The following is a 19741-nucleotide window of genomic DNA, read 5'->3' as shown; positions in this document are numbered from 1 at the left end:
CACCGCAGGGCGGCCGGGCCGACGCCGGGGCGGGCCGTGCGACTACTCCCCGGAGCGAGCCGAGACGGCAGCGGTGACCCGCACGGGAACGAACTCCTCGCCGTCCAGCCGCACCAGCCCGCCGGGTGAACCGGCACCGCAGGGCGGCCGGGCCGACGCCGGGGCGGGCCGTGCGACTACTCCCCGGAGCGAGCCGAGACGGCAGCGGTGACCCGCACGGGAACGAACTCGTCGCCGTCCAGCCGCACCAGCCCGCCGGGTGAACCGGCACCGGAGGGTGGCCGGGCCGACGCCGGGGCGGCGGTGGTCCGCTGTCCGGGCCCGGGGGCAATAACCCGTGGCGGGAAGGGGCGTTGACGGACGACGATGCGGGGCATGACCGAACAACCCGCGCGCTGGACCGAGGCGACCGTCTACCCCGACATGTGGGCCGACCCGGCGGACGACCCCCGCAACAACGAGGGCCCCGGCCCGGACGGCGAACTCGCCACGCTCCAGGACTACCTGACGAACTACCGGCTCACCCTGCGGATGAAGTGCGACGGCCTGGCCCCGGAGCAGCTGGCCCGCCGCTCGGTGCCGCCGTCCACGATGTCGCTGCTCGGGCTGGTCCGGCACCTCGCCGAGGTGGAGCGGGACTGGCGGAACTGGATCACCGACGGCGAGCCGCTGCCCAAGCTGTACGGCCGGCGGGACGCGGACTTCGACGGGGCCGTCGGCGAGCAGGCCGTGGTGGACGCCGCGTTCCGCGACCTGGAGCGCGAACAGGCCGCGCTGGACGCCGCGTTGGACGGCTACCGGGACCTGGGCGAGCGGGTCGGGAAGGACCGGATCTCGATCCGGGAGCTGCTGGTGCACCGGATCGAGGAGTACGCCCGCCACTGCGGCCACGCCGACCTGCTGCGCGAGTGCGTGGACGGCCGGGTGGGCCAGTAGCGGCGGGGCTACCGTAGCGGCGGGGCTACCGGCGGCCGCCGCCTCCCCTGCGGGATCGGCCGGAGCGGGGCCCGGCTCCGTCGCCCCGGGCGGGGCGGGCGGGGCGGGCGGCGCCCGCCGGGGCCTTCTCCGGCCAGTGGGCGGGCCGGACCAGCCCGTCCGGCAGGCGGGTGGCGGCGTCGCCGCGGGCGGCGTTCAGCTGGGCCTGGGTGAGGAAGAGGGCCGTGCTGAGGTCAGCGCCGGCCAGGTCGGCGTCCCGCAGGTCGGCGCCCACCAGGTCGGCGAGGCGCAGGTCCGCGCCGGAGAGGTCTGCGGCCACCAGCAGGGCGCCGCGCAGGTTGGCCCCGCGCAGGTCGGCGCCGGGCATCCGGGCGCCGAAGAGGTCGGCGCCGCGCAGCTCGCGGCGGCGCGGGACGGCCGCGCGGACCAGTTCGCCCGCCCGCAGCAGCAGCTCGCTGACCCGCTGCCGGTGGGCCGGGACGTCGACGGCGAGGATCTCCTCGGGGGTGCCCCCGGCCAGCCGGTCGGTCTCCGCGAGCGCCTGCCGCAGTTCGTCGTGGACGGGCCGGGCGGGGGCGAAGGAGAGCGCCTCGGTGAGGTAGTGGAGCAGCTCGTGCAGCTGCCGCACGACCGGGAAGACATCGAACATCGCCGTGGCGCTGTCCGGCTCCTCGCGCCAGCTGCGGCCGCCGAAGGTCACCTGGGAGACGCGCTGGCCGGCGCCGAAGCACTCGTAGACGGTGCAGCCCTGGAAGCCCTTGTCGCGCAGCTGGGCGTGGATGCCGCAGCGGAAGTCGGCCCGGAGGTTGTGGCAGGGGCTGCCGGGGAGCTTGTTCATGGCGAAGTCGCTGCCCGCGGAGAACGGCAGGGCGACGCAGCAGAGCCCGAAGCAGCTGCCGCAGTCGGCGCGCAGCGGGGTCGGCTCGGCCGCCGTGGGGGCCTGCGACGGCTCGGTCTCGCGCACGTTCCGGGGTCCTTCCAGCTGCGGGGCGCCGGGTGGCGCGGTGAACCCGGAAATCCTACTGGGCAGACGAGCCCCGGCGCCGGTAAGTTGTCCAGGGCACGGTCAACCATTACACACAGAGGTGGGGCGCATGCGGGACCGGGGCACCAGGGAGCTGGTCCGGATGTGGATCGCGGGCTGGGCCGTCTCGCGCGGCTCCGCCGAGCCGGTGGAGCGGCCCTGGGGCTGGAGCATCGACGTCGGCGCACCGGCCGGCGAGGTGGGGCGGCACGTGCTGCCGGAGCCGACCGAGGCCGAGGTCCGCAGGCTCGGCGAGGCCGTCACCGCGCCGACCACCTGGCTGAAGCTGTTCGCCGAGGACGCCACCGTACGCCCCTGGCTGGACGAGCGGTGGCGGCTGGACGCGCCTGGCTTCCTGATGAGCACCCCGCTCGCGCCCGAGCGGCCCGGGGCCCCGGCCGGGTACGGCGTGACCGCCTGGGAGCGCGGCGGGGTCCTGCGGGTGCTGGTGCGCACCGGGGAGGGCCACCTCGCCGCCCGCGGACAGGCGGGCCTGGCCGGCCCGGTGGCCGTACCGGACCAGATCACCACCGCCCCCGGGCACCGCCGCCGGGGGCTGGGGGCGCTGGTGATGCGCACGCTCCAGTCCGCGGCGTACGAGCGGGGCGCGCGCACCGGCGTGCTGGTCGGCACCCCGGACGGGCAGGCGCTCTACACGGCGCTCGGCTGGACCACGCACGCCCCGATGGCGAGCCTGGTCCTCGACGCGCCGGGCGTCCACGGCCCCGAGTAGCCGGGGCCCGGCCGCGGGCCCCGACGGCCCGCCTCAGCGGTACGGCAGCAGCTCCGGCCGCTTCGCCGGGCGGCCGTCGCCGGAGGATCGGCCGGTCAGGCGCCGGCCGATCCACGGGCCGACGTGGGCGCCCAGCCAGCGGGCGTCCGCGCGCAGCCGCTCGGTGCGGCCGACCGGGGCGGCGGCGGGCAGCGGGGCGCGCCAGTCGAAGGGCGCGGGGCGGCCGAGCGCCTCCAGCACGCCCGCGGCGACCCGGCGGTGGCCCTCGGGCGACAGGTGCAGCCGGTCCTCGGCCCAGAGCCGGCGGTCGTCGAAGCAGGGCGCGGAGAACAGGTCGACCACGGCGAAGCCGTCCTGGCGGCCCAGCTCCTGGACGAAGCCCTTCATCCGCAGGATGGCCGGCAGCAGCCGGGCGCTGCCGGCCATCCTGCGGGTGGGGTCGGTGCTGGTGAACAGCACGACGGTGGCGCCGGTGGCGCGCAGCTCGGCGGCGCAGCGGCCGAGCTGCCGCTCGACGGCGTCGATGTCGCAGCCGGGGCGCAGCACGTCGTTGAAGCCGCCGGCCAGGGTGACCAGGTCGGCGCCCATCGCGGCGGCGGGGGCGAGCTGCTCGTCGTGGATCTGGCCGATGAGCTTGCCGCGCACGGCGAGGTTGGCGTAGCGGAAGCCGTCGGTCTCGTCGGCGAGCGCGGCGGCGACCCGGTCCGCCCAGCCGCGGTAGTGGCCGTCGGGACGGAGGTCGTCGCACATGCCCTCGGTGAAGGAGTCCCCGACGGCGACGTAGCTGCTGTAGCTGCGGCTGGTGGTGGGCACTTGGCTGCCTCCGCTCTCCTGAGATGGCTCCGCGGTCCGACGATCGTACGTTCGCCCTGGCGGGCCGGTGCCCCGGGGGGCCGACGCCGGGGCCCGGGGCCCGGCGCCCGCCTCCCCCGTCCGCCGCCCACGGCCGCCGTCCCCGTCCGCCTCCCCCCTCCGCCGCCCACGGCCGCTCGCTCATTCGGCGTCCACTGGTCGTTTATCGCCCCGCGCCATCCTGGGTCACGGGGCGGCGGCCGGCGACGGGGGCCTTGCCGCCGCCCCTTCGCCCCTTCGCCGCTGCGCGGGGCTCACCCCGCGACGGTCGCGCCCGGAGCCGTGAACCAGTGCTCGCGCACCGCGTCGGTGGGCCGCTGCTCGCCCAGGGCGGCCAGGCCCCACTGCCCCAACGCCTCGACGACCGGCCGCAGTTCGCGGCCGCGCGCGGTCAGCTCGTAGACCGTCGCGTTGGCGGGCCGCTCCAGCCGGCGGCGGGTGGCCAGCCCGTCGGCCTCCAGCTGCTTGAGCCGGGCGGCCAGGATGTCGGTGGAGACGCCGGGCAGGTCGGCGTGCAGGTCGGTGTAGCGGCGCGGGCCGCCGAGGAGCTCACGGACGATCAGGAGGCTCCAGCGCTCCCCCACCGCGTCCAGGGCGCGGGCGACGGCGCAGTACTGGTCGTAGCTTCGGCGTGACATGCGGATCAGCATAGCCAAGAGGTTGGACTTTCCAAGTACTCACTTGGTAGAACAAAGCTGAAGCAACGGCGCGGTGGTGACGGTCGGGAGGCCGCAGATGGAGTTTCGGCAGTCCAGCAAGCTGAACGGCGTGTGCTACGAGATCCGGGGCCCGGTGGTCGACCAGGCCAACGCCCTGGAGGAGGCCGGGCACAGCGTGCTGCGGCTGAACACCGGCAACCCCGCCCCGTTCGGCTTCGAGGCGCCCGAGGAGATCGTCCAGGACATCATCCGCAACCTGTCCTCGGCGCACGGCTACAGCGACTCGCGCGGCATCCTGCCGGCCCGCCGGGCGGTGGTGCAGTACTACCAGCAGCGCGGGGTCCAGGGCGTCACCGTCAACGACGTCTACCTCGGCAACGGCGTCTCCGAGCTGATCCAGATGGCCGTCACCGCGCTGGTGGACGACGGCGACGAGGTGCTCGTGCCGATGCCCGACTACCCGCTCTGGACGGCCGCGGTCCGGCTGGCCGGCGGCAAGGCCGTGCACTACCTGTGCGACGAGCAGGCCGAGTGGTACCCGGACCTGGAGGACATCGCCGCCAGGATCACCGCCCGCACCAGGGCGATCGTCGTCATCAACCCCAACAACCCCACCGGCGCGGTCTACCCGAGGGAACTGCTGGAGGGCATCCTCGACCTGGCCCGCCGCCACCACCTGATGGTGCTGGCCGACGAGATCTACGACAAGATCCTCTACGACGGCGCCGAGCACCACTGCCTGGCCGCGCTGGCCGACGACGTGCTGACGCTCACCTTCAACGGCCTCTCCAAGTCCTACCGGGTGGCCGGCTTCCGCAGCGGCTGGCTGGTCGTCTCCGGCCCCAGGCAGCACGCCGCCGACTACCTGGAGGGCCTGACCATGCTCTCCGGCATGCGGCTGTGCCCCAACGTGCCCGCCCAGTACGCCGTGCAGGCGGCGCTCGGCGGCCACCAGTCCATCAACGACCTGGTACTGCCCGGCGGCCGGCTCACCGAGCAGCGCGACATCGCGGTCAAGGCGCTCAACGAGATCCCCGGCGTCAGCTGCGTCAAGCCCAAGGGCGCGCTGTACGCCTTCGCCAGGCTGGACCCGGCGGTGCACCGGATCGTCGACGACGAGCGCTTCGTGCTGGACCTGCTGCTGCGCGAGAAGATCCACGTCGTCCAGGGCACCGGCTTCAACTGGCCCCGCCCCGACCACTTCCGCTTCGTCACCCTGCCCCGGGCCGACGACCTGGAGACGGCCATCAACCGGATCGGGCGCTTCCTGGCGACGTACCGCCAGGACTGACCCGCGCACAGCCCCCGACACCGGCGACCGCATACCCTCGACCGCATGACCGTCCTGCGCTCGATCGCCCTGTTCGCCCTCGCCGCCGTCGCCGAGATCGGCGGCTGCTGGCTGGTCTGGCAGAGCGTGCGGGAGCAGCGGCCGTGGTGGCTGGCCGGCCTGGGCGTGGTCGCGCTCGGCGCGTACGGCTTCGTCGCCGCCCTCCAGCCGGACGCCGCCTTCGGCCGGGTGCTGGCCGCGTACGGCGGGGTGTTCGTGGCCGGCTCGCTGCTGTGGGGCGTGGCCGTGGACGGCTTCCGGCCGACCCGCTACGACGTGCTGGGCGCGCTGGTCTGCCTCGCCGGGGTCGGCGTGATCATGTACGGGCCCCGGCGCTGAACCTCCCGCGCCGGGGCTCCGCAGGGCCCGTCCGGGACTACCAGCCCCAGCCGCCGCCCTGACCGTCGTCGTCCCGGTCCGAGTCCCAGCCCTCGCCGACCGTGCGCAGGATCGTGTAGTTGTCGATCTGCGTACCGTCCTCGGCCAGCGCGGTGACCTTCATGACCGACTTCTGGCCCAGGTGCTTCGGGGTGACGTCGACCTTGATGAAGGAGTAGCCGGTGTAGCGGACCCGCGACCACTGGATGGTCTCGGGGGTCTTCACCTTGCCCTTGCTCCAGTAGTAGGTCTTCACCTCGTCCTGGTGGTTCTCGTGCCCCTCGTAGGTGTCCGGCACGTCGAACTTGTACAGGCTGCGGCCGGCCGCCCCCGCGGTGACGTAGACCACGCCGTCCTTGGCGGGCTCGATGGTGGCGCCGCTCGGCACCTGCTTGGAGACCTTGTTGCCGAGGATCGCGTCGGTGCGCTCGTAGATGTGGTTGTGGCCGTTGATGACCAGGTCCACCCGGTACTTCTCGAACAGCGGCACCCAGGCCTCGCGGACCCCGCCCTCGGAGGCGTGCGCGACGGTGGTGGAGAAGGCGCAGTGGTGGAAGAAGACCACGACGAAGTCGACGGTCTCGTCGTTGCGCAGGTCCTTGAGGGTGCGCTCCAGCCACCTGGTCTGCTTGTTCGCCGAGATGCCCAGGTTGGCCGGGATCTCGTAGGAGACGTCGTTGGCGTCCAGCGAGACGACGCCGACGTTCTTGTAGCGGAAGGTGTAGACACCGGGGACGGCACGCGGGTCCGGGCCGTTGTTCGGCAGGAAGAAGCGGGCGTTCTCGCCGCCGTAGCCGTTCGGCGAGTACCAGGCCTCGATGTCGTGGTTGCCGTACGCGACCATCCACGGGATGTCGGCGGCGACCGTCTCGGTCTGCACCAGGAAGTCGTCCCAGGTCCTCGCGTTGAAGACGGACTTGTCCGGGTCGGTGCCGGAGCCGGCCGGGTCGGCGTAGCAGATGTCGCCGGCGTGCAGGTGGAAGGCCGGGTTCTGGGCCTTGATGATGTGGTCGTTGCCGGCCGCGTGCGCGCTGACGCCCTGGTCGCCGAAGGCGGTGAAGGTGAACGGCTCGTAGACCTTGCCCCAGCGGTGGTCGCGGGAGGGCGCGGTGCGGAAGGTGTGCAGCGTGGAGATCTGCTGCTGCGAGGCCGGGTCGAAGCCCTCGTGGCCGACACCGTAGTAGTAGGTGGTGTCGGGGCGCAGGTCCTCCAGCGCCACGTGCAGGTAGTACTGGTCCACCGGCTGGCTGTTGGGGGTCAGCGCCGGGGTGTGCAGGGCGCGGACCTCGGCCTGGACCTTGTGGCTCAGCTCCCACGGCGTCCTGCCGAAGCGCAGGAACGGCTTCCTGACCGGCGCCGGCACCTGCCAGGAGATGCGGAACTGGGTGTCCGGCTCCGGGCCGAACTGGAGGTGACGGCCAGTCGGCGCGACGAGCGAGCCGTCGATGCCGTTCGCCGTGCCACCGGTCAGCAGCTGCGGGCCGGCCGGGGCGGCGAAGGCCGTCCCGCCGCCCAGCGCGCCGCCCACGGCGACCGCGCCCACGGTGACGGCGCCGGCGCGCAGCATCCGGCGGCGGGAGAAGCGGGCCCGCAGGTACTCGTGCTGCTCGGCCATGCTCATGCGGTCGGCAAGCTTGGCCGGCACGCCCATGTTGGGGATATCCATGCGCGGGACTCTTCCAGCGGCGCGTTGATCACGCACGGACGCCGGGTGAACGGGCGGCAGCGCGTCCCCCATTCGAACGCCAATGTTCGACCATGATCAGGCAAAGGACGTGATCACGCCGTCCCGACGCCGCATCATGGCCCCCGGCCGCCGCACGGCCTGAGCGGGTGTCGGCCGCGGGGCCGGCCGGCTCAGCCGGAGGGCTCGTCCCACTGGGTGGCGGTCCGGTTGCCGGTGCCGTCGCAGGTGCGACAGATCTCGTCCCGGTAGGCGTGCTTGGCCCCGGTCGCGTCCACCCGGTAGCGCACGTACACCCCGGTGCCGTCACAGAGGAAGCAGTTGCCACCGCCGCCCCCGACCTCGGTGGTGCCGGTGCCCTGGCAGGTCCGGCAGCTGAGGCCGGCGGTCCGGCCGGTTCCCGCGCAGATGCGGCAGACCGTCGTCATCGGCTTCCTCCCTCGCGCGGAAACGGCTCGGCACCGTCCGGACGGGCCCGACGCCACCGGTCATGGTAGTGGTGCGGGCCGCGGGGCGGACCCGGGTCCGCCCCGGCGGATACGATCCGACGATCAGCCGGGGGAACCGGCGCGCGGCCTCACTCCGGCAGGCCCTCGCGCACCCGCCGGGAGACCGTGATCAGCTGGAGGTCGAGCAGCCCCGGCGGGTCGGCGAGGCCCGGGCCGCCCGCGCGCACCCAGGCGGCGATGTCGTCGATCATCTCGTCCACCAGCACGAAGCCCAGCCAGACCGGCCGCCCGCCCGCCGCCCGGCCCTCCGCCGAGGGGCCGACCACCACCACGTTGGACTGGGTGCACACGTCCAGGCACGTCACGGCCCGGACCCGGCCCGCCGAGCCCACCGCCGTGCGCAGCCGCTCGTACTGGCCCGCGTGGTCCACCCCGGGGTGCTTGGCCTCGGTGCCGCAGCAGCAGCCCCGGCAGACCGTGACGGTCACGGGGGCACCGGCGCCCCGCTTGCGGTCCCGGGCACCGTCGCGGTCTCGGCGGCTCATCGGATCTCCTGACCCCTCCTGGCCGGCGGCACCCTGCGCACCGGCCTCCGCACTGTACCCGTCACCCCGCCGCCTCCCCGGCCGCGGGTCGGCCCGGCCCCCCGGGCCCCACGGGATCCGGCCGCCGGGCCCGTGAAGATCAGGCCGACGGAGCCCTCAACAGGAACCCCTCCTTCCCTTAGGATGCGCACGACTCCGCGCCGCCAGGGGGAAGCGCGGGTCGCTCGCACGGGCAGGGGGAATCCGTGGTCACCGAAGCAGCACCGGGATCGACCGTCGTGGCACCGGCCGCAACCGCAGGCGGTCCGGTCTCGCTCTACGAGGGGAACAGCATCGAGGAGCTCCGCCACGTGGTGGGCGGGCGGCTGGCCCCGCACCGGCTGACGGTGCTGGGCGAGCAGCGGCTCCCGGGCCGGTTCCGCTCGTTCCACGAGGGCCCGGTCGCGCTCTACGACCTCGGGTACGGGGCGCCGGTGCGCCTGCGGACCGGGGAGCTGCCGGACTTCTACAACGTCATCCTGCCGTACGCCGGGGGCGGCCGGGTCGTCGCCAACGGCACCGAGCTGCCCGCCGTGCTGTCCGTGGCCGGGCCGGGCGACCGGGTCACCATGGAGTGGGACGCCGAGGCCCTGAACGGGGCGCTGGCGATGTCCCGGCAGGCGGTGGACCAGGCGCTCGCCGTCCGGCTGGGCGACGTCCCGCAGGAGCCGCTGCGCTTCGCGCCCGTGCTCGACCCGGCCGATCCGGCCGTCCGGACCTGGCTCGAACTGGCCGACGCCTTCCGGAGCTTCGCCGTCTCGGCGCTGGGCCTGCGGTCCCGGCTGGCCGTGCAGCACTTCGAACGGCTGCTGGTCGACGGCCTGCTGGACGCCCAGCCGCACTCGCTGGGCCGCCGGGCCGCGGCCGACCACGGCGGCACCCTGCTGCCGAGCGCGCTGCGCCGGGCCGCCGACTACTGCGCCGAGCACGCCGACGAGGCGCTCTCCGTCGCCGACATCGCCCAGGCCGCCCGGGTCAGCCTGCGGACCCTGCGGGAGGGCTTCCGGCGCCACCTGGGCACCACCCCGCTGGCCTACCTGCGGCGCGTCCGGCTCGACCACGCCCACCACGACCTGCTCGCGATCGCCGACGGCCGGGCCCGCGGCACGGTCACCGAGGTCGCCTGCCGCTGGGGCTTCACCCACCTCGGCCGGTTCAGTGCCGAGTACCGCCGCGCCTACGGGCGTTCGCCCTCGCAGACGCTCGGGCGGGGCGCCTGACCCGCCCCTGGGCACCGGGCCGGCGGGCAGTCCGGAAAGCTGCACCGGGCCCGGCCGGAAGTGGATAGCCGCGCCCGCCCGGCCCGGGGAGAGTGGGTGCGGCCGTGCCGGTGCGCCCCGCGCGGGGGACGGGGCGCACCCGCCGGACGAAGGACGCGAGCCGGCCCGGCCCGGTGCCGACGCGCACGGGCGGCAATTCCGCTCCACCGCGTTTCGGAAATGCCCGCGATACACCGTGGAGCGAAAGGCGAAATGCCGCCTGACGGAATTTCGGGAAATTCCGCGCAGACCGTGGACGTCCGCGAAACCTGGCAGTAACTTACCTGCGAGTAGCTGTGGCCCGGCCGGCGCGACCCCCACCCGTCGTTTCTCTCCCCCAGGAGGAACCGTGCTCCGCCCTGCCCGGAAGCTCCGCCGCTCCACCGCGCTCGCCGCGGTGGCCGTCGGCACCGCCCTCGCCCTGACCTCCACCAGCGCCCGGGCCGCCGCCCCGGCGCCCCGGCACATGGTGGCGCTCGGCGACTCCTACGCCGCCGGCGCCGGCGTGCCGAGCCAGTCGGCCGGCCTGTGCCTGCGCTCCGACCGCAACTACGGCCACCTGGTCGCCGGCGCCCTCCAGGCCGTCACGTACACCGACGCCACCTGCTCCGCGGCCAAGATCAAGGCGATGACCCAGCCCCAGTACGACGCCTTCATCCGGGTCAACGACCCCCAGCTGGACGCGGTGGGCGCCGACACCGACCTGGTCACCCTCGGGATCGGCGGCAACGACCTCGCCGCCAGCGACCTCGGCCTCGGCGAACTCGTCGCCACCTGCATCGCGGGCGCCGTCGTCAACCCGCTGGGCACGCCCTGCAAGGACGTCTACCACCACGGCCACTGGGACTGGAACAGCATGTCCTGGCAGTACGGCACCGACGACCTCGCCGAGCGGATCCGCACCACCATCGCCCCGCAGCTGGCCGACACCCTCCGGCGCATCCACGCCAAGGCCCCCGGGGCCAGGGTGCTGCTGGTCGGCTACCCGTCCGTGCTGCCCGCCGACGGCACGCGGTGCGTGCTGCGCCAGCCGGTCACCCCGGGGGACGTCGAGTACATGCGCGGCGTGCTGGACGGGCTGAACGCCGCCCTGAAGTCCACCGCGGCCGCCAACGGCGCGACCTACGTGGACACCGCGACACCGACCGCCGGGCACGACGTCTGCTCGGACGACCGCTGGATCGAGGGCGCGCTGCCCGGCTCGCCCGCCGTGCCGTTCCACCCCAACGCGGCCGGCGAGCGGGTGATGGCGCAGGCGGTGCTCGCCGCGCTGCGGTAGCGCCGGCGCACCGGGAGGAACGCCGAGGGGCGGTGACCGGAGTCCGGTCACCGCCCCTCGGCCGCGCCGCGGGCTACTCGGACTTCGCGGCGGTGGCGGCCCCGGCGGCCAGGCCGGCCGACCACTTCTCCTCGACGTTGCCGAACTTCCAGTAGGCGATCGCCGCGGCCCAGGTGAGCACGAACAGTCCGACGATCGCGTAGCCGACGAAGTTGAGGTCCAGTCCGCCGATCCAGGCGATCGGGCCGCTGGTGATGTCCAGCTTCTCCCCGAGCAGGCCGATCAGCTCGATCGAGCCGATCACCAGCGCGACCAGCACCGACAGCCCGGTGACCGTCAGGTTGTAGTAGATCTTGCGGACCGGCTTGGAGAAGGCCCACTCGTACGCGAAGTTCATGAACGAGCCGTCGATGGTGTCCAGCAGGCTCATCCCGGCCGCGAACAGGATCGGCAGGGTGAGCAGCGCGTACCAGGGCAGCGAGAAGGCCGCCGCGCCGCCCGCCAGCACCAGCAGCGACACCTCGGTGGCGGTGTCGAAGCCCAGGCCGAACAGCAGGCCCACCGGGTACATGTGCCAGGGCTTGGTGACGGCCCGGGTGACCCGCCCGAGGATGCGGTTCATCAGCCCGCGCCGCTCCAGCTGGCGCTCCAGCTCGGCCTCGTCGTACTCGCCGTGGCGCATCCGGCGGAAGACCTTGAGGATGCCGTTGAAGGCGCCCAGGTTGATCAGGCCGAGCAGCAGCAGGAAGGTGCCGGAGACGGTGACGCCGATCAGGCCGGTCATCTCGTGCAGCGTCGAGTCGTCGGACTCCACCTGGTCGGCCAGCGAGCGGATGCCGAAGGCCAGCAGCGCACAGAGGCCGAAGACGATCGAGGAGTGCCCGAGCGAGAACCAGAAGCCGACCGACAGCGGCCGCTTGCCCTGGCCCATCAGCTTGCGGGTGGTGTTGTCGATGGCGGCGATGTGGTCCGCGTCGAAGGCGTGCCGCATGCCGAGGGTGTAGGCGGTCAGGCCCATGCCCGCGCCGAACACCTGGCCGCCGACGTCGTAGTGCTCGGGCTCGACCAGCGCGAGCAGGGTGAACCAGCCGATGACGTGCAGCGCGAGGATGAATCCGCCCATTCCGGCCAGGCGGATCCACTCCTCACGGGTGAGCCGGTCGCGCCAGCGGGGGGCGGCCATCGTCGTGTCCTTCCGGTCGGGGTCGAAGCTGGGCCATCTTTCCGCCTCGACGCGCGCAGTTGCAAGTCATGCGCAACTACGAATTCGACTCCCCCGGTCACTCCCCGTCTCCACCCCCCTCCCGGAGATCGTCACGACCCGTACAGGACCCCGTAACCCCCCAGGGCTTTCGGCGGGCGCTCTACGCGCGGATACTCCCGTTCCACGTGCGCACAACCCGCGCGCCGCCCCCCAACCCCCCACGGAGGAACGGCTCATGACGATCCGTATCCGAACCGCCGCGGCCCTCGCCGGATCGGCGCTGCTCGCGGCCGGTCTCACCGCCCCCACCGCCGGCGCCGCGCCCACCGCGACCGCCGCCACCGCCGCCGGGACTGCCCGGGCCGTCGGCGCCGCCCCGCACCGGGTGCTGTTCGACAACAGCAAGGCCGAGACCGCGGGCAACGCCGACTGGATCATCAGCACCAGCCAGCCCGACCCGCTGGCCCAGAACGCCGGCCCCACCACCGAGAAGAGCTGGACCGGCGCCCTCTCCGCGTGGGGCGTCGCCCTCCAGAAGACCGGCCAGTACAGCCTGAAGACCCTGCCGGCCGGGTCCACCATCAGCTACGGCACCGGGGCCGCGCTCGACCTCGCCAACTTCGACACCTTCGTCGTCCCGGAGCCCAACACGAGGTTCTCCGCGAGCGAGAAGACCGCGATCATGAACTTCGTGAAGAACGGCGGCGGCCTCTTCCTGGTCTCCGACCACATCAACAGCGACCGCAACAACGACGGCTGGGACTCCCCGAAGATCATCAACGACCTGCTGACCGACAACGGGGTGGACGACAACGACCCCTTCGGCTTCTCGGTCGACCTGCTCAACATCACCACCGACAACCCGCGCGCCGTGAACGCCCCGACCGACCCGGTGCTGCACGGCCCCTTCGGCACCGTCACCGGCTCCATCCTGCGCAACGGCACCACCTTCACCCTCAAGCCCGCCGACAACCCGACGGTCAAGGGCCTGGTCTACCGGACCGGCTACAGCGGCACCACCGGCGCCTTCTTCGCCACCAGCACCTTCGGCTCCGGCCGGGTCGCCGTCTGGGGCGACAGCTCCCCGATCGACGACGGCACCGGCCAGTCCGGCAACACCCGGTACAACGGCTGGGACGACCCGGCGGGCACCGACGCCGCCCTCGCCCTCAACGCCACCGCCTGGCTGAGCAAGGCCTGACCGGGCGGCGCTCCCCGCGCGGACGGCGCCCCCTCACCAGGAAAAGGGCCGCTCCCTCCCCTACTGTCGGATTACCGAACCGTCGGAACGCCGACGCCCGGGACCGATGGGAGCGGCCATGCCGTCGTACCCCTTCCACACCACCCGCGAGGACCTGCGCATCCCCCTGCCCGACGGCACCCGGCTGGCGGCCCGGCTGTGGCGACCGGTCGGCGACGAGCCCGGCCCCGCGGTGCTGGAGTACTCCGCCGGGCGCCTCACCGACCGGACCGCCGCCGAGGACGCCCGCCGCCACCCCTGGTACGCGGGCCACGGCTACGCCGCCGTCCGGGTCGACACCCGCGGGCACGGCAACTCCGAGGGCACCCCGGCCGAGCCCGGCGGCGCACAGGAGCTGGCCGACGGCGCGGCCGTGGTCGACTGGCTCGCCCGCCGCCCCTGGTGCAACGGACGGCTCGGCCTGCTCGGCACCGGCGCCGCCGGCACCACCGCCCTGCGGCTGGCCGCCCGGGCCCCGGACACCGTCGGCGCCGTCGTCACCGCCTGCCCCGAGGGCGGCCACCGGCTCGGCGGGGCCGTCCTCGCCGCCGACCTCCACACCCGGCTCACCACCCTGGTCGCCGACGCCGCCCTGCCCCCGGACCCGCGGCACGTCGGCGACGCCTGGCGGGCCGCCTGGCTGGCCCGGCTGGAGTCGCTGCAACCGCCCGTCGACGACTGGCTCGCGGCCGGCGAGAGCACCGTCCCGGTGTCCGTCCCCACCCTCGCGGTGGCCGGCTGGGGAGACCCGTCCTGCTCCTTCGTGCTGCGGCTGCTCGCCGAGTCCCCCACCGCGCACGCCCTGGTCGGCCCCTGGCCGCACGGCCTGCCCGAGGCCGCCCTGCCCGACACCCTGCGCTGGTGGGACCACTGGCTGCGCGGCATCGACACCGACGCCCTCGGGCAGCCCGCCCTGCGCGCCTGGCTCGCCACCCGCTGGACCGGCGACGAGGCCTGGCCCTCCCCCGACGTCCGCGAGATCCACTACGGCCTGGACGGGCCGCTGCGCACCGCCGGCACCGCCTCCGACGACCGGTACGTCGCGGTCCGCTCCCCGCAGCACACCGGCCTCGACGCCGGCGCCCACGTCCCGCGCGGCCGCCCCGCCGACCGGCCGCCCGACCAGCGGGAGGAGGACGGCCGCTCGGTCTGCTTCGACTCCCAGCCACTGCCCGAACCGGTCGAGCTGCTCGGCGCCCCGACCGTACGGCTGCGGCTGCGGCCGCACGAGGGCGGGGCGCCCGCCCAGGTGGCGGTGCGGCTGTGCGCGGTCGGCCCGGACGGCACCTCGGAGCTGGTCACCCGGGGTGTGCTGGTCAGCGAGGGGCCGGACGCCGAGGTCGAGCTGGCCGCCTGCGCCTGGCGCGTCCCGGCCGGGCACCGGCTGCGGCTCGCCCTCTCCTCGGTCTACTGGCCCTGGGTGTGGCCCCCGGCCGAGGACACCGGGTACGGCGTCGACCCGTCCCGCTCGACGCTCGTCCTGCCGGTGCGCCACCTCGCCGCCGACATCGGCGCCCCCTCCGTCACCTTCGAGCCCCCGGCGCTGCCCGACCCCCTCGACGTCCACGTCACCGAACCGCTCACCGCCCGGCCCGAGCACCTCACCGTGCACGACATCGGCCGCCACGAGTGGCGCACCGAGCTCTCCCCCGCCACCGACGGCACCCGGACCCACCCCGACGGCCTGGTCCGCGACGAACACACCGTCACCGCCTACCGGGTGCTCACCGGCGCCCCGCTCAGCGCCCAGGCCCGCACCGACCACACCGTCCGGCTGGAGCGGCCCGACATCGGCTGGGACGTCACCGTCCAGACCCGCACCCAACTGCGCTGCGACGCCGAGCACTTCATCAGCCTCGTGCAGCTGCGGGCGCTGGAGGCCGGATCGGTGGTGTTCGCCCGCGAGTGGCAGCACCGGGTGCCGCGCGAGCCGTCCTGAACCCGGCCGGCCGGGCGTACGGCGGCCCTGCCCGTCCGCCCCTACCGTCGGCGCGGCACGAGGCCGGTCTCGAAGGCGATGATCGCCAGGTGGACGCGGTCCCGCGCCTTGAGCTTGGCGAACAGCCGCGCGACATGGGTCTTCGCGGTCGCCGCGCTGATCACCAGCCGCTCGGCTATCTCGGGGTTCGACAGTCCCTGCCCCACCAGGGCCAGCACCTCGCGCTCCCGGCCGGTGATCCCCGCGATGGGACCCGGGTCCGCGGCCGGCCCGGCGTCCGGTCCGTGGGCCGCGGGGCCGGGCGTTCCGGCGAAGTCCGCGATCAGCCGTCGGGTCACGCTCGGCGCGAGCAGCGCGTCGCCCGCGGCCACCACGCGGATCGCTTCCAGGATCGCGTCCAGGGCCATGCTCTTGAGCAGGAATCCGCTGGCCCCGGCGCGCAGCGCGCCGTAGACGTACTCGTCGTGGTCGAAGGTCGTCAGCACCAGGACCTTGGGCGGGTCCGGCTCGGCGGTCGCCTGCCGGGTCGCCTCGATCCCGTCCACGCCCGGCATCCGGATGTCCATCACCACGACGTCCGGCCGCAGTTCGCGCACCAGGCGCACCGCCTCGCGCCCGTCGCCGGCCTGGCCGACCACCTCCAGGTCGTCGGTGTCGCCGATCAGGATCCCGAGCCCGACCAGCATCAGCGGCTGGTCGTCGACCAGCAGCACCCGCACGCTCATGCCGGGAGCCTCGCCGTCACCCGGAACCCGCCCTCCGGACGCCGGCCGGCGCTGAACTGGCCGGACAGCAACGTCACCCGCTCGCGCATGCCGAGCAGGCCGAAACCGCTCCCGCCGGCCGCGGAGGGCCTCGGACGGCCCGGCCCGCCCGAACGGGCGTCCCCGTCGTCCACCACCTCGATCGTCACCCCTTCCGGCTCGTAACCGACCGCGACCCGGCACGTCCGCGCCCGGGAATGCCGCACCACGTTCGTCACCGACTCCTGGATGATCCGGAACGCCGCCAGCTCGATCTCCGGCGGCAGCGGACGCCGCTCGCCCCGCCAGGCCACCTGGACCCGCACCCCGGCCCCGGCCGTGCGTTCGGCGAGCTGCGGGACGTCGGCCAGGCTGCCGGCCGGCGCCAGCGGAGCGGCCTGCGCCATGGCGTCGTCCGGCTTGGCACGGCGGAGCGCCCCGAGCATGCGCTGGAGCTCCAGCAGCGTCTCCCGGCTGGTGGTCTCGATGCCGGTCAGCGCCTGCCGCGTCTGCTCGGGCCTGGTCTCCACGACCCGCGCCGCCGCTCCCGACAGCACGGTGATGATCCCGATGCTGTGCGCGACGCTGTCGTGCAGCTCCCGGGCGATCCGCAGCCGCTCGGCCATGACGACGCGGGCCGCGGTCTGCTCCTGGAGGGCTTCGAGGTACTCACGGCGTTTGCGGTACACCCCGCCGAAGATCCACGCGACCGCGAACCACAGCGCGAACTGACCGGCCCACTGGGTCGCGTCGCCGACGGTCTGCCCCGGGACGTGGAGGTCGTTGAGGAACGCCGCCGCGACGGCCGCGACGGAGCCGACGGCGGCGGCCCTGGGCCGCCGGACGGCGAGGTACCCGGCCAGGCCGACGAGCAGGACGAACACGATCGAGGGCCGCGCGCCGAAGGCGTCGCCGAGGACCGACTCGCCCAGGACCACCGCGAAGACCGCCGCCGGCAGACGGCGCACCAGCAGCACCGGCAGGGCGAGCACGACGCAGAGGCCGAGCACCTGGAAGCTCCCGAGGTCGGGGAACCGGAACAGGCCCTCGTAGTGCGCCCAGTCGGTGGGCAGCACCGTCAGGGCGAGCGTCAGCGCGTACAGGCAGGCGGTGGCCAGCACCACGCCCTGCGACATCAGCCAGGTCACCTGCCTCGATGTCGACAGGCGCTGGAGGAGCTGTTCCATGCGGTGATCGTATGCAGCGGCGCCGGCCCCGCGCGTCGCCCCGGGGATGTACGCCGGGTACGCCCCCGGGGCGACGGCGCGGGCCCGGTGGACGTGAGGAGCTGCCAGGGTGGGGCCGGGGCTAGGGCGTGTCTGACAATTCCCGCCGGGTGCGTGACGCCGGGGCACGCCCCTGGGCGTGGTCGGCCAGGACCTCGGCGACGACGTGGCGGGCGATGGCGGTCATCCGCGCGTCGCTGTGCCGGTAGTAGGCGGCCTCCAGCAGCGCGACGGACAGGGCCCAGCCGCGGGCGCGGTCCCAGGCCGCGTCGTCGGGGGCCGCGGCCGCGCGGAACGACGGGCGGGCGGCGGCGGGCAGGACGTACCAGGCGGGGATCAGGTCGACGGCCGGCTCGCCGAGGCCCGCGCAGCCGAAGTCGATGACGGCGCCCAGCCGGCCCGCCCGGTCCACCAGCAGGTTGCCGGGCTGGAGGTCGCCGTGGAGCCAGACCGGGGGGCCGGTGGGCGCGGGGGCGGCCAGCGCGTGCTCCCAGGCGGCGGTCGCGGCGGGGGCGTCCACCAGGTCCGGCACGGCCGCGATCGCCGTACGGGTCGCGGCGTCCCGGTCCGCCAGCGACTCGCCGCGGTGGGCGGCGGGGGCGCCGGCCGGGTCGATGCCGCGCATCGCGGTCACGAAGCCTGCCAGGTCCCGGGCCAGCAGCCCGGGTTCGGCGATCCGGCCGGGCACCGGGGTGGTGCCGTCCAGCCAGCGCAGCACCGACCACGGCCAGGGGCAGCCGTCGACCGGCCCGCCCACCGCCAGCGGGACGGGCACCGGGACGGGCAGCCGCGGGGCCAGGCGGCGCAGCCAGAGGTCCTCCTTGGCGATCTCCTCGACCGCCCCGGGGATCCGCGGGACGCGCACCACCAGCTCGGTGCCGAGCCGGTACATCGCGTTGCTGGTCCCGGTCGGCTCGACCGGCTCGACCGGCAGCCCGGCCCACCGCGGGAAGTGCTCGGCGACCATCCGGCGCACCAGCGGCACGTCGATGTCCAGCTCGTCGGGGTGCAGCTTGCGGGAGGCGGCCATGGCGCCCGACCCTGCCACCCCGGGACGGCGCCCGGCAACCGGTTTGTCGCCGGAGCCCGCGCTCAGCTCCTGCGCCCGGCCCCTGCGGGCTTGCGCGCGCTCGCGTGGATCCACCGGCGGTTGGCGGCGCAGGCCACGAACGGCCCGACGAACACGAGCAGCCACCACAGGAGCCCGAGGGTCCACTGGCGGTCGTGCTCCCCCCAGCGGCCGGGGAGGAGCGTCATCGGGACCAGCAGCACCAGGATCACCGCCCAGGTCGCCATCCACGTGATCACCCTGCGTGCGCCGACGCCCATGCCGTCCCCCGGCTCCCGTTGCGTTTGAACGCGTTCACTACAGCGCTCGGGGATCGCCGGGCGAGCCGCTACCGCCGGGGCCTCGCCCCCGCGGCGATCAGTCCGGGCAGGTCCCGCATGGAGTCGAAGACCACGGTGCCGGGCCCGGCCAGGTGCTCCGCGGCCGTGACGCCGCCGGCGTAGCCGAGCGCGCGCATCCCGGCGGCGCGGGCCGCCTCGACACCGGGGCGGCTGTCCTCGACGACCACGCAGGCCGCCGGGTCGACGCCCATCGAGCGCGCGGCGTGCAGGAAGAGGTCGGGGGCGGGCTTGCCGCGGCCGACCTCGGTGGCGCTGAAGATCCGTCCGGCGAAGTGGTCGTACAGGCCGGTCCGGCCCAGGGTGTGGCGCATCTTCTCGTGGGTCCCGCTGGAGGCCACGCAGGTGGGCAGGGTGATCGCGGCGAGCGCCTCCGGCAGGCCGGGCACGGGCGTCAGCCCGGCGTCCACCGCCTCGGCGTGCAGCTCGACGAAGCGCTTGCTCCACACCTGTGCCGTCTCGGCGCCCAGCCGCTCGGCGACCGTCGCCCGGTTCGCCGCCTCGGAGCGGCCGACGAACAGCTCGATCGCCTCCGCCCCGGTCAGCGGCCAGCCGTACTCCTCGCCCAGCCGCACCAGCACCCGGACGGCGATCACCTCGCTGTCCACCAGGACGCCGTCGCAGTCGAAAATCACCAGTTCAAGGGGCTCGATCATCCGGCCAGCATAGGGCCGGCCCCCGGGTACCGCGTCAACGCCCTTGTCGCGCAAGGGCGTTGACGCGGGAGCCGGCCGGGCTCAGCCGGTCTGGACGGAGGTGTCGTCGATCACGAAGCTGGTCTGGAGCGAGGCGTCCTCGGTCCCGGCGAACTTCAC

19 protein-coding genes and 1 pseudogene are annotated in these 19741 nt (G+C 74.6%); 8 read left to right on the top strand and 12 right to left on the bottom strand.

Features of this window, described 5'->3' with window-relative positions; genetic code table 11:
* The first annotated feature begins 375 nt into the window (after positions 1-375).
* Positions 376-936, top strand: coding sequence for a DinB family protein (locus ACH5AR_RS33680; protein WP_396305336.1), 561 nt, complete (start codon positions 376-378; stop codon positions 934-936).
* Between the two features lie 25 nt (positions 937-961).
* Here ACH5AR_RS33680 and ACH5AR_RS33675 read toward each other — a convergent pair whose 3' ends face one another.
* Complete coding sequence (locus ACH5AR_RS33675; RefSeq protein ID WP_396305335.1) at positions 962-1900, bottom strand: pentapeptide repeat-containing protein; 939 nt, start codon at positions 1898-1900, stop codon at positions 962-964.
* A 130-nt stretch (positions 1901-2030) separates the two neighbouring features.
* Between ACH5AR_RS33675 and ACH5AR_RS33670 the strand changes: the two genes are divergently transcribed.
* A complete protein-coding gene (locus tag ACH5AR_RS33670; RefSeq protein ID WP_396305334.1) occupies positions 2031-2693 on the top strand; it encodes a GNAT family N-acetyltransferase in 663 nt (220 codons plus the stop codon).
* Between the two features lie 33 nt (positions 2694-2726).
* Here ACH5AR_RS33670 and ACH5AR_RS33665 read toward each other — a convergent pair whose 3' ends face one another.
* Both ACH5AR_RS33665 and ACH5AR_RS33660 read right to left on the bottom strand, forming a co-directional pair.
* Entirely contained in the window at positions 2727-3506 is a 780-nt protein-coding gene (locus tag ACH5AR_RS33665; protein ID WP_396305333.1) for an SGNH/GDSL hydrolase family protein, read from the bottom strand.
* Between the two features lie 293 nt (positions 3507-3799).
* The gene (locus ACH5AR_RS33660; protein ID WP_396305332.1) at positions 3800-4183 is read right to left on the bottom strand and encodes a winged helix-turn-helix transcriptional regulator; all 384 of its coding nucleotides are present in this window, start codon (positions 4181-4183) and stop codon (positions 3800-3802) included.
* A gap of 97 nt (positions 4184-4280) precedes the next feature.
* Between ACH5AR_RS33660 and ACH5AR_RS33655 the strand changes: the two genes are divergently transcribed.
* Positions 4281-5495 carry a pyridoxal phosphate-dependent aminotransferase gene (locus ACH5AR_RS33655; RefSeq protein ID WP_396305331.1) on the top strand — a complete coding sequence of 405 codons (1215 nt, stop codon included), beginning with the start codon at positions 4281-4283 and terminating at the stop codon, positions 5493-5495.
* A 45-nt stretch (positions 5496-5540) separates the two neighbouring features.
* Entirely contained in the window at positions 5541-5873 is a 333-nt protein-coding gene (locus ACH5AR_RS33650) for a YnfA family protein (protein ID WP_396305330.1), read from the top strand.
* A 37-nt stretch (positions 5874-5910) separates the two neighbouring features.
* Here the strand turns inward: ACH5AR_RS33650 and ACH5AR_RS33645 are convergent, their stop codons facing one another.
* The 3 genes from ACH5AR_RS33645 to ACH5AR_RS33635 form a co-directional block, all read right to left on the bottom strand.
* Positions 5911-7578 (bottom strand): purple acid phosphatase family protein, encoded by a 1668-nt coding sequence (locus tag ACH5AR_RS33645; protein ID WP_396305329.1) that lies wholly within the window; start codon positions 7576-7578, stop codon positions 5911-5913.
* Positions 7579-7769: 191 nt separating this feature from the next.
* Positions 7770-8024, bottom strand: a complete 255-nt coding sequence (locus ACH5AR_RS33640) for a hypothetical protein (RefSeq protein WP_359825802.1) — start codon at positions 8022-8024, stop codon at positions 7770-7772.
* 149 nt (positions 8025-8173) lie between these two features.
* On the bottom strand, positions 8174-8590 hold the full coding sequence (locus tag ACH5AR_RS33635; protein ID WP_396305328.1) for a (2Fe-2S) ferredoxin domain-containing protein: 417 nt from the start codon (positions 8588-8590) through the stop codon (positions 8174-8176).
* Between the two features lie 278 nt (positions 8591-8868).
* On the opposite strand from ACH5AR_RS33635, the gene ACH5AR_RS33630 reads away from it, so the two are divergent.
* Together ACH5AR_RS33630 and ACH5AR_RS33625 are read left to right on the top strand one after the other, a co-directional pair.
* The gene (locus ACH5AR_RS33630; RefSeq protein WP_396305327.1) at positions 8869-9849 is read left to right on the top strand and encodes an AraC family transcriptional regulator; all 981 of its coding nucleotides are present in this window, start codon (positions 8869-8871) and stop codon (positions 9847-9849) included.
* A gap of 388 nt (positions 9850-10237) precedes the next feature.
* Positions 10238-11167: an SGNH/GDSL hydrolase family protein gene (locus ACH5AR_RS33625; RefSeq protein ID WP_396305326.1), complete on the top strand. Its 930-nt coding sequence runs from the start codon at positions 10238-10240 to the stop codon at positions 11165-11167.
* Between the two features lie 73 nt (positions 11168-11240).
* Here ACH5AR_RS33625 and ACH5AR_RS33620 read toward each other — a convergent pair whose 3' ends face one another.
* Positions 11241-12350, bottom strand: coding sequence for a HoxN/HupN/NixA family nickel/cobalt transporter (locus ACH5AR_RS33620; protein WP_396305325.1), 1110 nt, complete (start codon positions 12348-12350; stop codon positions 11241-11243).
* A gap of 256 nt (positions 12351-12606) precedes the next feature.
* Between ACH5AR_RS33620 and ACH5AR_RS33615 the strand changes: the two are divergent.
* Together ACH5AR_RS33615 and ACH5AR_RS33610 are read left to right on the top strand one after the other, a co-directional pair.
* Positions 12607-13569 (top strand): annotated as a pseudogene (locus ACH5AR_RS33615) (hydrolase); the annotation flags it as partial.
* A gap of 121 nt (positions 13570-13690) precedes the next feature.
* Complete coding sequence (locus tag ACH5AR_RS33610; protein ID WP_396305324.1) at positions 13691-15550, top strand: CocE/NonD family hydrolase; 1860 nt, start codon at positions 13691-13693, stop codon at positions 15548-15550.
* Between the two features lie 41 nt (positions 15551-15591).
* Here ACH5AR_RS33610 and ACH5AR_RS33605 read toward each other — a convergent pair whose 3' ends face one another.
* The 5 genes from ACH5AR_RS33605 to ACH5AR_RS33585 all read right to left on the bottom strand — a co-directional run bounded on the left by ACH5AR_RS33605 (position 15592) and on the right by ACH5AR_RS33585 (position 19582).
* A complete protein-coding gene (locus tag ACH5AR_RS33605; protein WP_396305323.1) occupies positions 15592-16275 on the bottom strand; it encodes a response regulator in 684 nt (227 codons plus the stop codon).
* Positions 16272-17480 carry a sensor histidine kinase gene (locus ACH5AR_RS33600; protein ID WP_396305322.1) on the bottom strand — a complete coding sequence of 403 codons (1209 nt, stop codon included), beginning with the start codon at positions 17478-17480 and terminating at the stop codon, positions 16272-16274. Before ACH5AR_RS33600 ends, ACH5AR_RS33605 begins: the two co-directional genes overlap by 4 nt.
* 121 nt (positions 17481-17601) lie before the next feature.
* The gene (locus tag ACH5AR_RS33595; RefSeq protein WP_396305321.1) at positions 17602-18549 is read right to left on the bottom strand and encodes an aminoglycoside phosphotransferase family protein; all 948 of its coding nucleotides are present in this window, start codon (positions 18547-18549) and stop codon (positions 17602-17604) included.
* Between the two features lie 62 nt (positions 18550-18611).
* Positions 18612-18815, bottom strand: a complete 204-nt coding sequence (locus ACH5AR_RS33590; RefSeq protein ID WP_396305320.1) for a hypothetical protein — start codon at positions 18813-18815, stop codon at positions 18612-18614.
* 101 nt (positions 18816-18916) lie between these two features.
* Positions 18917-19582 carry an HAD family hydrolase gene (locus ACH5AR_RS33585; protein ID WP_396305319.1) on the bottom strand — a complete coding sequence of 222 codons (666 nt, stop codon included), beginning with the start codon at positions 19580-19582 and terminating at the stop codon, positions 18917-18919.
* Positions 19583-19741: the final 159 nt, after the last annotated feature.

It is taken from the genome of Kitasatospora sp. NPDC018619 (genome assembly GCF_044391605.1).
GTDB lineage: Bacteria > Actinomycetota > Actinomycetes > Streptomycetales > Streptomycetaceae > Kitasatospora.
This window is presented reverse-complemented; position numbering and strand designations above follow the sequence as displayed.